We start from the raw sequence: 13,746 nt of genomic DNA on the forward strand, positions 1-13,746 counted from the left end.
GGTTGGCCGACGGCTGGTGCGCGGTGCGCACCGGCTCCCCTGCCTGCGGGCGGGCCGAGTGGGTGGTCCCCGATCCGGGCCGGCCCTGGTCCGTGTTCGGCACCGGCACGGTGTCGTCCGTCGGCGTCCCCGCCGGAACCTGGGTGAATCCACCCTGCTGCCCAGCGCCCTGCTGGGCCGGCTGACCCGCCTCGGCCTGGCCGGCACCCTGCTGAGCAGGCTGACCGGCACCCTGCTGAGGAGGCTGCCCCGGGTTCGACATCGGTGCACTGTACGGCGCTTGATTCTGCGGCTGCGCTTGCTGCGGAGGAGTCTGCTGCGGTACCGGCGCTTGGTTCTGGGCCTGGGCGGCGGCCTGCTCCTGGCTGGAACGTGGCGTGCCCTGGGTGGCGACGTCGCCGCCGGCTGCGGGGAGCCGGTTCAGCGGGCGGGCCTGGTTCATCGCCTGCTCGCGACGCTTCGGCATCCCACCGTCGAAGCCGGCCGCGATCACGGTGACCCGCACCTCGTCGCCGAGGGCGTCGTCGATGACCGCGCCGAAGATGATGTTCGCGTCGGTGTGCGCCGACTCCGAGACCAGCTGGGCGGCCTCGTTGATCTCGAACAGGCCGAGGTCCGAGCCGCCGGCGATCGACAGCAGGACGCCGTGCGCGCCCTCGATGCTTGCCTCCAGCAACGGAGACGAGATGGCCGCCTCGGCCGCCGCCACCGCGCGGTCCTCGCCGCGGGACGAGCCGATACCCATCAGGGCCGAGCCGGCGTTCGACATGACCGCCTTCACGTCGGCGAAGTCCACGTTGATCAGGCCCGGGGTGGTGATCAGGTCGGTGATGCCCGAGACACCCTGCAGCAGCACCTGGTCGGCCTGCTTGAAGGCGTCCAGCACGGAGACGGCGCGATCGGAGATGGTCAGCAGGCGGTCATTCGGAATGACTATCAGGGTGTCGACCTCTTCACGGAGCGCGGCGATGCCGTCCTCCGCCTGGGTCGCGCGCCGCTTGCCCTCGAAGGAGAACGGCCGCGTCACCACACCGATCGTCAGCGCCCCGAGGGAGCGTGCGATCCGCGACACCACCGGTGCGCCGCCGGTGCCGGTGCCGCCGCCCTCACCCGCGGTGACGAAGACCATGTCGGCACCCTTGAGCGCCTCCTCGATCTCCTCCGCGTGGTCCTCGGCGGCCTTCTGTCCGATCGCCGGGTTCGCGCCGGCGCCGAGGCCCCGGGTCTCCTCCCGGCCGATGTCGAGCTTGACGTCCGCGTCACTCATCAACAGCGCCTGCGCGTCGGTGTTGATGGCGATGAACTCAACGCCCTTCAGACCGTGCTCGATCATCCGGTTCACGGCATTGACGCCGCCTCCGCCGATGCCGACGACCTTGATGAGTGCCAGGTAGTTCTGCGGTGCCGCCACGTCCGCGCCTCTCGCCTCGTTCTGTTCCCGTTATGGCCGGTTGGCCGTCCGAGCTGCGCCTTGCCCCCGGACACACCCTGTGCACCGGTCTCCACTTTGCCCCAAACTCTGGACCTCAAGTGGATGGTTAGAGTTATGTCAACTTTAGATTACGCCCGACGCTACGGAGCCTATCCGGCAAAGTCCACGCGCCTCGCCGCCGCGTCCCAGGATGTGACGCGTTACTTCTTTTCCCCTTTGGTGACAGGGAGATCGGGCGCCGACACGTCGTACACCCTCGCCTGCCGCTTCATCAGCACGCTGAGTACTTCGGCTTTGCGCGCGGAGTCATCGGAACTTCCCCAGACCACCTTCACCCCGGAGCCGAGGTTGAGGGTGATCGAGTCCGGCGATCCGGCCGAGATCGACTGCACCTGGGACCGCAGCGCGACCGGCAGTGCGGCCGAAACCGTCACCACCGAACGGATCGTGACGTCCCGCCGGGCACCGACCACGAGCGCTTCGGGCAACCCGTCCGGCCGGTCCGGCACACTCTTGAAGGACACCCCGGTCGCGTCGACCAGCTCGAACTTCTGCCCGTCGGTGACCACCACCACCGGCACCCGCTCGGTGATCACGATCTCCAGCCGGTTCGGCCAGGCCCTGGTCACCTGCGCGTCGGCGACCGCGGGCACGGTCCGGACCCGGTCCGCGATCGCACTCAGGTCCACCTTCGCCAGCGGCGTACCGATCGGTGCCTCGGCCACCTGGACGATCGTTGCCTCCGGCACCGTATCGGTCCCGGTCACCCGGACGCCGGTCACCGCCAGCAGCGACGAGAAGTAGAAGATCCAGACCGTCAGCCCGGCGAGCAGCAGGACGCACCCGCCGATCGCCCAGGGCAGCCAGCCCTTCCACCGCACCAACCGTTGCCGGCGCGCGAAGCGCTGTTGTGCCCGGGCAAGGTCAGTGCTTTGACTCATCCCTTCGACACCGCCGCGATCACTCGATCGTCGCGGCGTTCAGCGCCGCCCGTTCGGCCAGCAGCCCGACCACCTCGGGCCCGATCAACGACACGTCGCCGGCGCCCATGGTGACCACCAGGTCACCCGGTACGGCGAGGTCCGCCACGACCCGCGGTACGGCGGACCAGGACGGCTCGAACCGGACCTGGTCCGGCTTCAGCGGCACGTGATTCGCGATCAGCGCACCGGTGATCCCGGGCTCGGGGTCCTCGCGCGCCGCGAAGATGTCCATCACCACGACCTCGTCGGCCAGTCCCAGCGCCTCGGAGAAGTCCGCAGCGAAGATCCTGGTCCGGCTGAACAGGTGTGGCTGGAAGCAGGCGATCACGCGCCCCTCCCCCGCCACCTGCCGGGCCGCGATCAGGTCCACGGTCAGCTCGGTCGGGTGGTGGGCGTAGGAGTCGAAGACGCGGACGCCGTCCTCCTGGCCCTTGAACTCGAACCGGCGGCCGGTCCCGGTGAAGGATGCGAGCCCCTCGGCCAGATCCGCCGCGGAGAAGCCAAGTCCCAGACCGACAGTCAAAGCAGCCGCGCTGTTCAGCGCATTGTGCTTGCCCGCCTGCTGCAGATGCACGACCGGCAACTTGCGGCCGTGATACACCGGCACGTAGGACTGCGTCGCACCATCGGCGGCGAGCTCAGTGACCCGAGTCTCCGCATCCTCCGACTCGCCGTACGTGCGTACGTCGATGCCGCGGGCGCGGGCGAACTCCGCCAGCCGGCGGGCCCCGGCGTCGTCGACGCAGATCACCATGAAGCCACCGGGCAGCACACGATCGCAGAACTGCTCGAACGCGAGCCGGTAGCTGGCCTCGTCGCCGTAGTTGTCCAGGTGGTCCGGCTCGACCGAGGTGACGATCGAGACCTCGGGGCTGTAGGTCAGGAAAGACTTGTCGGACTCGTCGGCCTCGGCGACGAAGAGCTCACCGTTGCCGTCGTGCGCGTTCGACCCGGACTCGTTCAGGTTGCCACCGATCGCGTACGACGGGTCGGCGGCGCAGTGCTGCAAGGCGACCGTCAGCATCGACGTCGTCGTGGTCTTGCCGTGCGTCCCGGCCACCGCGATCGTCCGTCGGCCGACCATCACCGCGGCGAGCGCGGCCGCGCGCGGCAGGATCGGGATCCCGGCCGCGCGCGCGGCAACAACCTCAGGGTTGGTCTCGCGGATCGCCGTAGAGACCACCACGGTGTCCACGTCGGCGACGTGCTCGGCAGCGTGGCCAACCCAGCAGGTAGCGCCGAGGGCCCGCAGCGCGGCCAGCACCCGGCCGTCCTTGGCGTCGGAACCGGAGACCTCGATGCCACGGGAAGCCATGATGCGGGCGATGCCGGACATCCCGGCCCCGCCGATACCTACGAAATGCACCCGGCCCAGCTTCTCAGCGGGCAACAGGGTGTCGGGGGCGGTGACGATCACGAAGAAGACCTCACCACATCGATGATGATCTGCGCCAACCGGTCATCCGCGTCGAGACGAATCAGGCCTTGGGCCGCAGTGGACATGCTCTGTAGACGCGCCTTGTCGTGCACAAGTTGCGGCACGGTCGCACGAACCCACTCCGGAGTGACCTCGGCGTTGTCGACGAGGAACGCACCACCAGCGTCCACGACCGCCTTCGCGTTGACCCGCTGCTCACCGTTACCGATCGGCAGCGGAACGTAGATGGCCGGCAGTCCGACACCGGAGACCTCGGTCACGGTGTTCGCCCCCGCGCGGCAGACCACCAGGTCGGCCGCGGCGTACGCGAGCTCCATCCGGTCGATGTAGTTGAGCACGCGGTACGGATACGGACCGGTCGGCGGGATCTCCAGGGTGTTCTTCGACCCGATCGCATGCAGCACCTGTACCCCGGCTGCCTGCAGATCAGCCGCGGCACCGCCGAAGCCCTCGTTCAGCCGCTTCGCCCCGGTCGAACCGCCGGTGACGAACACGGTCGGAGCGTCCGGGTCCAGCTCGAAGAACGCGCGCGCCTCGGCCCGGAGCGCGGCCCGGTCCATCGTCGAGATCGCCCGCCGGATCGGCAGTCCGACGTACTGCGCGTGCGGCAGGTCGGTACCGGGGAACGAGGTCGCCACCGTCTCGGTGCAGTAGCGGGCCGCGAACTTGTTCGCGATCCCCGGCATCGCGTTGCCCTCGTGCACGACGATCGGTGTCTTGCGGCGCCAGGCCGCGACGTACGCCGGGGTGGAGACGTAGCCGCCGAAGCCGACCAGGACGTCGGCCTTGGCCTCGTCGAGGATCTTGCGGGCGGCGTTCACCGAGCTCAGCATCTTGCCCGGGACGGCGAACAGCGCCGGCGTGGGCTTTCTCGGCAACGGGACGGGCGGAATCAGTTCGAGCCGGTAGCCGGCGTCGGGGATGACCCGGACCTCGATCCCCCGCTCGGTTCCGAGGGCGAGGATCTCGATGGTCGGGTCGATCCGGCGCAGGGCGTCGGCGGTAGCGATCAGGGGGGAAGTATGGCCGGCGGTACCACCACCGGCCAGGACGATACTCGGCACAGCTTTCAACGCTCCCGCGTGTTCTCACGGCCACTTGGGCCAGGTGTACGCCACGACGACATCCACCCGAACAAAGGCCGCCGGTGTTCCTTCAAGGCGGCCTGCGCGCCGGGCTCGGCCTTCGCGAAGGACAGCAACATGCCGATCGCGATCAGCGTCGGCAGCAGTGCGGACCCACCGTACGACAAAAGCGGGAGCGGGATACCCACGATGGGTAGCAGTCCGATCACGGCGCCCAGGTTGACCAGCGTCTGGGCCATGATCCAGACCGTGATCCCGGCCGCGGCGTACCGGATGAACGGCTCGGTGGTTCTGGTCGCAATCCGGACACCGGCGTACGCCAGGGTGAGGAACAGCGCGAGCACGGTCAGTGACCCGATCAGCCCGAGCTCCTCACCGATCACCGCGAAGATGAAGTCGGTGTGCGCCTCGGGCAGGTTGCCCCACTTCTGCCGGCTGTTGCCGATCCCGACGCCCCACCAGCCACCGGTGGAGAGCGCGTAGAACGCGTGGTACGCCTGCCAGCCGACGCCGCTCGGATCCGCGAACGGGTCCATGAACTGCGCGACCCGGGCCATCCGGTAGCTCTCCTGGCTGACGAAGAAGCCACCGATCGTGCCGACCACGGCCAGCATCCCGACGAACAGCCTGGTCGGTGCGCCGACGACCCAGATCATTCCGACCATCACGGCCATCAGCACCAGCGAAGTGCCGAGGTCGTGCTGGCCGATGATCAGTGCGATCACCAGACCGCAGACCGGCACCATCGGCACCAGCAGGTGCTTCCACTGGGTCAGCAGCTTCTGCTTGCGGGCGTAGAGATCCGCACACCACATCACCAGCGCCAGCTTCGCGAACTCGCTCGGTTGGAGCTGGAGCGGACCACCGAAGGTGACCCAGTTGGTGTTGCCGTTGACGTTCTTGCCCAGGCCCGGCACGTAGGTGAGCACGAGCAGGAACACCGAGCCCAGCAACGCGACGTACGAGAGCATCCGGAAGTGCCGCGGCGTCATCCGGGACGCGACGTAGGCCATCGGCAGACCGACCCCGACCCAGATCAGCTGCCGGTAGGTGATCGTGTAGGGATTCCCGTAGGTACTCAGCGACAGCACGCTCGAGGCCGACGCCACCATCATCAGCCCGAGCACCAGCAACAGGCCGGTCGCCCCGAGCAGGATGTGGTACGACGTGAGCGGCCGGTCGAGGACGTCCTTGACGGCCGTGAGCCAGCGCCGCTCGGTCGCCGCAGACGACGGTGCTGCCTTGTCGTCCGGCCGGTCAGTGATCGTCGTCATGCGATCACCTCCGGCTCAGCTGGCGCCCAGCCGCAGTACGGCTTCGGCGAAGGCGTCTCCGCGGGCTCCATAGTTGGCGAACATGTCCCAGGAAGCGCAGCCAGGCGCGAGCAGCACGGTGTCTCCCACCTGCGCGAGCTTCGCAGCCTCCCCCACCACGGTCTCCATGGCTCCAGTGTCCGTTGCCTCGACAGTGATCGTCGGGACATCGGGCGCGTGTCGGGCAAGTGCTTCGGCGATCACCTCCTTGTCCTGGCCGAGCAGCACGACACCGCGCAATCGCGACGCGGCCGCAGTCACCAGTTCGTCGAACGTCGCACCCTTCGCCTGACCTCCGGCGATCCACACGACATGCTCATAAGCGAGCAGCGAAGCCTGCGCCGCATGCGGGTTGGTGGCCTTCGAATCGTCCACATAGTTGACCCCGGCAACATCCGCCACCTGCGCGATCCGATGCGCGTCGAGCCGGAAGTTCCGCAGTCCGTCCCGCACCGCGGTCGCCGGTACGCCGAACGCGCGGGCCAACGCGGCAGCGGCGAGCGCGTTCGCGACGTTGTGCGGAGCGGGTGGGGTGACATCGGCGACGGCCGCCAGCTCCAGCGCCGACGAGGCCCGCTGCTCCACGAAGGCACGATCGACGATCAGGTCCTCGACCAGGCCGACCATCGAGATCGCCGGCGTACCGAGGGTGAAACCGATCGCCCGGCAGCCTTCGACCACATCGGCGTCGACGACGAGCTGTTCGGTCGCCGGGTCGGCCACGTTGTAGACGCAGGCGATCTGGCAGTTCTCGTAGATCCGGCCCTTGTCGGCCGTGTAGGCCTCCATCGAGCCGTGCCAGTCGATGTGGTCCGGCGCGATGTTCAGGACGGCGGCCGAGTGCGGCGACATCGAGGAGGTGAAGTGCAACTGGTAGCTGGACAGCTCGACCGCGATCACGTCGTACGGCTCAGGGTCCATCACGGCTTCCAGCAGCGGCAGCCCCACGTTGCCGGCGGCAACGGCCCGGTGGCCGGCCGCGGTCAGGATCGAGGTCAGCATCTGCACCGTCGTGGTCTTGCCGTTGGTCCCCGTGACGCAGAGCCAGGGCGCCGCGGTCGCCGGATCGCGCAGACGCCAGGCCAGCTCGATCTCGCTCCAGATCGGGATGTCCCGAGCGGCCGCGGCAGCCAGCAACGGCGCGTGCGGCGGGATCCCCGGCGAGGTGACGACGATCTCCACCTCGGCAGGCAGCTCAGCGGTGCTGCCCTCGCCGAGGGTGATGGTGGCGCCCAGCGTCTCGAGGATCTGCGCCTTCTCCCGCAACGCCTCGGTGTCGCGGTCATCCAGTACTACGACGTGCTCGGCCCCCGCTTGCAGCAGCGAATCGGCGCAGGCGTACCCCGCAGTACCGAAACCCAGTACGACGAAACGCGTCGTCGCCCAGCCGTCATCGGTCCTTGTCGTCAAACTCATCCTGCAACCCACTCTGCATAGAACAACCCGAGTCCGGTGGCGACGCACAGGCCGGAGATGATCCAGAACCGGATCACCACGTTGACCTGTTCCCAGCCGAGCATCTCGAAGTGGTGCTGCAGCGGAGCCATCCGGAACAGCCGCTTACCCACCCCGCCCGTGCGCTTGGTGATCTTGAACCAGGAGACCTGCAGGATCACCGACGCGGTGATGATGACGAACAGCCCACCGAGCAGCAGCACCAGCAGCTCGGTCCGGGTCATCACGCCGAAGCCGGCCACCGCGCCTCCCAGCGACAGCGAACCGGTGTCCCCCATGAAGATCTTGGCCGGCGACGCGTTCCACCACAGGAAGCCGAACAGCGCGCCGGTGAGGGCCGCCGCGACGACGGCCAGGTCGAGCGGATCGCGGACCTCGTAGCACTTCGCGCCCGGCGAGGTCGCGCAGCTCTGGTTCGACTGCCAGATGCAGATCAGCGTGTAGGCGCCGAACACCATCATCGAGGCGCCGGTGGCCAGACCGTCCAGGCCGTCGGCGAGGTTCACGCCGTTGGACATGCCGGCGATCAGCAGCAGGATCCAGATCACCACCAGGACCGGCGCCAGGTGCAGCCAGTTGATGTCCCGGATGAACGAGATGAACGGCGAGGCCGGGTTCTGGCCGCGCTCGTCGGGGAAGTTCAGCGCCAGCACGGCGAAGATCACCGCGACCGCGGTCTGGCCGGCCAGTTTCGCCTTGCTGCGCAGGCCGAGGCTGCGCTGCCGGAAGATCTTGATGAAGTCGTCCAGGAAGCCGACCGCGCCCATCCCGGCGAAGATGAACAGCACCAGCAGCGCCGACGCGCTCGGCGGCCGCATGGTGAGCAGCTTCGCCGCGAAGTACCCGACGATGGTGGCGACGATGAACACGGTGCCGCCCATCGTCGGCGTGCCGCGCTTGGTGTGGTGCGAGGTCGGGCCGTCGTCGCGGATCTCCTGGCCGTAGCCGCGCTTGGCCAGCAGGCTGATCGCCCACCGGGTGCCGATCAGCGTGAGCGCCATCGAGATGGCACCCGCGAACAGGATCGAGATCACTGCGAAGCCTCCTCGAGCAGGGCGCTCGCCAGCTTGTCCAGCCCGACGAACCGGGACGCCTTCACCAGCACCACGTCGCCGCGCTGCAGTTCCTTGCGAAGCAACGCCAGTGCTTCGTCCGGGCTGTCGACGTACGCCGACTCGTTGCCCCACGATCCTTCCAGGGACGCCCCGAGGTGGATCGGGCGGGCCTGCTCGCCGACCGCGACCAGCCGGTTCACGTCCAGCCGGACTGCCAGCCGGCCGACCCCGTCGTGCTCCTGCAGCGAGTCCTCGCCGAGCTCACCCATCGGGCCGAGTACCGCCCAGGTGCGGGCGCCGCGGGCCCGGCCGATCGCGACCAGCGCCTTGAGCGCGGCCCGCATCGATTCGGGGTTCGCGTTGTAGGCGTCGTTGATCACCGTCACGCCGTCGGCGCGCTCGGTGACCTCCATCCGCCACTTCGACATCGTGGTCGCCGCGTTCAGCCCGGCGGCGATCTGCTCCGGCGTCAACCCGGCAGCCTGTACGGCGGCAGCCGCGGCCAGCGCGTTCGGCACCTGGTGCTCACCGACGACCTGCAGCTGTACGGCGTGCTCCTCGCCACCGATGTGCAAGGTGAACCCCGGCCGTCCGCCCGCGTCCAGGACCACGTCCGTCGCGCGCACATCCGCATCTTCTCCGAAGGTGACCACGGCCTCCTTGGTCCGCGAGGCCATCGCGGCGACCCGCGGATCGTCGGCGTTCAGGATCGCCGTGCCGCCCGGGAGGACCGCCTCGATCAGTTCACCCTTGCCCTGTGCGATCGCGTCCTGGCTGCCGAACTCGCCGATGTGCGAGTGCCCGACGTTCAGCACCAGGCCGATCTTCGGCGGCGTGATCCGGCACAGGTAGGTGATGTCGCCGATGTGCCGCGCGCCCATCTCGGCGACCAGGAACCTGGTCCGCTCGTTGGCCTGCAGCGCGGTCAGCGGGTGCCCGAGCTCGTTGTTGTGCGAACCGGCCGGCGCCACCGTCTCGCCGTACGGGGCCAGCAGCTGGGCGATCAGGTCCTTGGTGCTCGTCTTGCCCTGCGAGCCGGTCAGGCCGACGATCACCAGGTCGGGAAGCTTCGAGATCACCAGCCGGGCGAGTTCGCCGAGTGCTTTCTGGGCGTCCGCGACGACGATGCACGGGCTGCCCTCGATCGGGCGGGTGGTGAGCGAGGCGGTCGCGCCGGCTTCGGTGACCGCGGCGACGTAGTCGTGCCCGTCCGCCTTCGCACCGGCGAAGGCGACGAACAGGCCGCCCGGGTCGATCTTGCGCGAGTCGATCACGACGGCCGCGTCGACGACCGCGGCCGGATCGACGCCGACGAGCTCGGCACCGACCGCCTCGGCGATCTGGCCGCAACTGACTGGGATCACAGTGCTTTCTCCTGGGTCGCCGCGAGCAGCTCGCGCACGGTCTCGCGGTCGTCGAACGGGTGGATCACGCCGCCCACGTCCTGACCTGTCTCATGGCCCTTGCCGAGCACCACCACGGTGTCCCCCGGCCCGGCCAGCCCGATCGCGGTGGCGATCGCCGCGCGGCGGTCGCCCACCTCCTGCAACTCGACTTCCGGCACCGCGGCTCGTGCGCCCTCGATCGCGGCCGCGCGGATCGCGGCCGGGTCCTCGCTGCGCGGGTTGTCGTCGGTCACGATCACCACGTCGGCGGTCCGCGCGGCGGCAGCGCCCATCCCCGGGCGCTTGCCGGCGTCCCGGTCACCACCGCAACCGACCACGGCGTACAGGCGGCCCTTGGTCGTGCCACGGGCAGCCTGCAGAGCGAGCGCGACGGCGTCCGGCGTGTGCGCGTAGTCGACGATCACGGTGAGGCCGTCGCCGCGGTGGAACGCCTCCATCCGGCCCGGTACGGCGGCCGTCTGCAAGCCCGCAGCGATCGCCTCGGCCGGTACGTCGACCTGACGGAGCATCGCGACCGCGAGGAGCGCGTTGGCGACGTTGAAGTCGCCGGGCAGCCTGATCTCGACCGTGAGGGTCTCGCCGGGACCCTGGATGTCGAGGACCTGGGTGCCGTGCTCGGACAGATGTTTCGCGGTGACCGTCCAGTCGGCCGGGCCGGTCGTGGAGACCGTGATCAGCGGGACCACGGTCTGCGCGGCGAGCCGGCGGCCGTACTCGTCGTCGATGTTGACGACGGCGAGATCACACTTCTCGGGCGTGAACAGGGACGCCTTCGCCGCGAAGTACTCCTCGAACGTCTTGTGGAAGTCCAGGTGATCCTGGGTCAGGTTGGTGAACCCGGCCACGGCGTACCGGGCTCCGTCGACGCGGCCCATCGCCAGCGCGTGGCTCGACACCTCCATCGCGCACCAGGCGACGGCCTGCTCGCGCATCACGGCGAACAGGGCCTGCAGGTCGGTGGCCTCCGGGGTGGTGCGGACGCTCTTCACCACGGCCGCCTGGTCACCGCTGCCGATCCGGGTCTCGATCGTGCCGATCAGGGCCGCCTGGCCGACGGTCCGTAGTACGGAGTCGAGCAGGTAGCTGGTGGTCGTCTTGCCGTTCGTACCGGTCACGCCGAGCAGGCGGAGGCCCTTCGTGGGCTCGCCGTAGATCTGAGCGGCGACGGCACCGAGGACGTCGCGCGGCTTCGCGACCACGAGGGTCGGCAGGCCCGCAGCGAGGGCACGCTCTGCACCGGTCGGATCAGTCAGTACGGCGACCGCGCCGGCGGCTCGTGCTGCCTCGACGAAGGCCGCGCCGTGGGTGACCGCGCCGGGCAGGGCAGCGTACAGATCACCGGGGAGGATCGACCGGGAATCCAGGGAGACACCGGTCACTTCCACGTCGGTCGCAGGGAGGCGTGCCCCGGCCGTTCTGGCGAGCTCGGCGAGGCTGATCGGGACTGTGTGCCGCGGCCTGATCGCGGCAACGGCGCCGCCTGCGGCGGAAGGGGTGGACACGGGCCCAGAGGCTACCGCTCCGGACCCGGTCACACCTACCTGACCCTGCGTCACCAGGTCAGCGGAATGACGGGCGGCTTGGCGCCGGTCGGCGGTACGGCGTACTTCTGCAGGGCGTAACTCATCACGTCGCGGAACACCGGGCCTCCCTGGAAACCGCCGCCTCGCCCGTTCGTCGGGTTCTGCAGTACGACGTAGGTGACGAAGCGTGGGTTGTCGGCGGGAGCGAATCCGACGAAAGACGTCGCCCACTTGCGGTAGCAACCGCAGGCGGAGTCGACCTCCTGCGCCGTACCGGTCTTGCCGGCGACGCGGTAGCCGGGGATCTGGGCCTGGGTCGCGCTCCCGCCCTTGCCGACGACGGACTCCATCATCAGCCCGACCTCGCGGGCGGCGTTCTCGCTCACCACCCGGCGCGACGGTCCGGTCGGGTTGGGGATGATCTCGCCGTTCGGGCCCAGGTAGTTCTTGACCAGCTTGAGCGGCGTGTAGACGCCACCGTTGGCCACCGCGGCGACGGCCGCGGTCATCTGGACTGCGTTGGCGGACAGGCCCTGGCCGAACGCGACGTTCGACCGGGTCAGCTCGCTCCACTCGTCACCCGGCGGCATCAGGCCGCGGCTCTCGCCCGGGAAGTTCAGCCCGGTCGGGTCGCCGAACCCGAAGTTCTTCAGGTAGTGCACGAACTGCTGGATCGGCATCTGCTGCGAGGCCATGATCGTGCCGACGTTCGACGACTTGGCCACCACGCCGGAGATGGTCAGGTTCAGCTGGCCGTGATCGAAGTGGTCCTTGATCGTGCGGCGCTGGACCTCGATCGAACCGGGCACCTGCAGCTTGGTGTCCATCGAGATCAGGCCGGCGTCGGCCAGCGCGGCCATCGTCATCACCTTCTGCACACTGCCCGGCTCGTAGACCTGTTCCAGGGCAGGGTTCTTCAGCGCGCTCGCCTTGACCGGCTTGTTCGGGTCGAAGGTCGGGTAGTTGGCCATCGTGAGGATCTCGTGGTTCTTCAGATCGACCGTCACCACGGTGCCGGACTCGGCCTTGTACTGCTTGACGGCCTGCTCGATCCGCTTCTCCGCGAACCATTCCAGGTCGGCGTCCAGGGTGAGCTGGACGCCGGTACCGGCCTTCGGCTCCTCGACGGTGTGGTCCGCGTTCGGGATCTTGTTGCCCTTGGCATCGACCTCGTACATCGCCTTGCCGTCGGTACCGGACAGCTTGTCGTTCAGGCCGTACTCGAGCCCGGACAGGCCCTGACCCTCGGCGCCGACGACGCCGACCACGTTCGCGGCGATGGTGCCGTTCGGGTGGCTGCGGATCGGGTCCGACTCGGTGTACAGGCCGGTCAGCAACGGCTGCTTGGCGAGCTTGCGGGCCTTGTTCTGCTCCTTGATCGAGGCCGCGATCGAGCTCCAGGTCTGCGGGCTGACCTGGTGTGCCAGGTAGGTGAACCGGCCCTTCCGGGTCATCAGCTGGACGAGCTGGTCGTAGGTGACGCCGGACAGCTTCGGCGACAGGATCGCGGCCAGCTCGGGAGCCACCTTGGCGGTCAGGAACGGGTCGGCGGTGATCGCCACCGCGTCGTCCGACACCGACAGCGGTACGCCGTTGCGGTCCACGATGTCGCCCCGCGAGGCGTGCAGGACGAAAGGCTTGGTGTTCTCCTTCGTTGCGGCGAGCGCGTAGGAGTCCGGATCGACGCCCTGCAAGAGAATCAGCCGGCCGGCGAACAGCGACAGCACGAACGCCATCACCCCGAGCGTCATCCGCAACCGCAACGTCGGCCGCCCCAACTTCAACGTCCGAGGCGGCCGCTTGACCTTGGGCTTCCGCACCGGCGGTCGCCGATTCTGCGGCGGCCGCTTCCGAGGCGGAGCAGCCTTCTTACCAACGGCTTTCTTGGCAGCGGCCTTCTTGAGCGGCCGCCCATCAGCCCCCGTACGCCGAGCGGCAGGCTGCCCTGCCGCAGCCTTCCGCGGCCGATTCGGCGCAGCCTTCTTAGCCGCCTTCCTAGGCGCGGCGCCTGCGGCACGGCCCGCACCAGCAGGGGGCGTGCGGGCGCTCTGCGCCC

10 protein-coding genes are annotated in these 13,746 nt (G+C 69.0%); all 10 read right to left on the minus strand.

The features are described from left to right. Positions 1 to 1,411, minus strand: a 1,411-nt coding sequence (gene ftsZ / locus ABZ004_RS40160; protein ID WP_355687521.1) for a cell division protein FtsZ, incomplete at its 3' end; no start/stop codon positions are given. 221 nt (positions 1,412 to 1,632) lie between these two features. Next, positions 1,633 to 2,373, minus strand: a complete 741-nt coding sequence (locus tag ABZ004_RS40165) for an FtsQ-type POTRA domain-containing protein (protein WP_355687523.1) — start codon at positions 2,371 to 2,373, stop codon at positions 1,633 to 1,635. Between the two features lie 19 nt (positions 2,374 to 2,392). Next, positions 2,393 to 3,832: a UDP-N-acetylmuramate--L-alanine ligase gene (gene murC, locus ABZ004_RS40170; RefSeq protein WP_355687525.1), complete on the minus strand. Its 1,440-nt coding sequence runs from the start codon at positions 3,830 to 3,832 to the stop codon at positions 2,393 to 2,395. Then, on the minus strand, positions 3,829 to 4,917 hold the full coding sequence (gene murG / locus ABZ004_RS40175) for an undecaprenyldiphospho-muramoylpentapeptide beta-N-acetylglucosaminyltransferase (RefSeq protein WP_355687526.1): 1,089 nt from the start codon (positions 4,915 to 4,917) through the stop codon (positions 3,829 to 3,831). The genes murC and murG overlap by 4 nt, the downstream gene beginning before the upstream one ends. 5 nt (positions 4,918 to 4,922) lie before the next feature. Beyond that, entirely contained in the window at positions 4,923 to 6,212 is a 1,290-nt protein-coding gene (gene ftsW, locus ABZ004_RS40180; protein WP_355687528.1) for a putative lipid II flippase FtsW, read from the minus strand. Positions 6,213 to 6,227: 15 nt separating this feature from the next. After that, the gene (gene murD / locus ABZ004_RS40185) at positions 6,228 to 7,667 is read right to left on the minus strand and encodes a UDP-N-acetylmuramoyl-L-alanine--D-glutamate ligase (RefSeq protein WP_355687530.1); all 1,440 of its coding nucleotides are present in this window, start codon (positions 7,665 to 7,667) and stop codon (positions 6,228 to 6,230) included. Beyond that, positions 7,664 to 8,740, minus strand: a complete 1,077-nt coding sequence (gene mraY / locus ABZ004_RS40190) for a phospho-N-acetylmuramoyl-pentapeptide-transferase (RefSeq protein ID WP_355687532.1) — start codon at positions 8,738 to 8,740, stop codon at positions 7,664 to 7,666. The genes murD and mraY overlap by 4 nt, the downstream gene beginning before the upstream one ends. Next, a complete protein-coding gene (gene murF / locus ABZ004_RS40195; RefSeq protein ID WP_355687533.1) occupies positions 8,737 to 10,125 on the minus strand; it encodes a UDP-N-acetylmuramoyl-tripeptide--D-alanyl-D-alanine ligase in 1,389 nt (462 codons plus the stop codon). Before murF ends, mraY begins: the two co-directional genes overlap by 4 nt. Further along, positions 10,122 to 11,606 (minus strand): UDP-N-acetylmuramoyl-L-alanyl-D-glutamate--2,6-diaminopimelate ligase, encoded by a 1,485-nt coding sequence (locus ABZ004_RS40200; RefSeq protein ID WP_355687536.1) that lies wholly within the window; start codon positions 11,604 to 11,606, stop codon positions 10,122 to 10,124. The genes murF and ABZ004_RS40200 overlap by 4 nt, the downstream gene beginning before the upstream one ends. 113 nt (positions 11,607 to 11,719) lie before the next feature. Continuing rightward, a partial coding sequence (locus tag ABZ004_RS40205) for a penicillin-binding protein 2 (RefSeq protein WP_355687535.1) occupies positions 11,720 to 13,746 on the minus strand: 2,027 nt, incomplete at its 5' end.

The organism is Kribbella sp. NPDC006257 (assembly GCF_040613535.1).
GTDB lineage: Bacteria > Actinomycetota > Actinomycetes > Propionibacteriales > Kribbellaceae > Kribbella.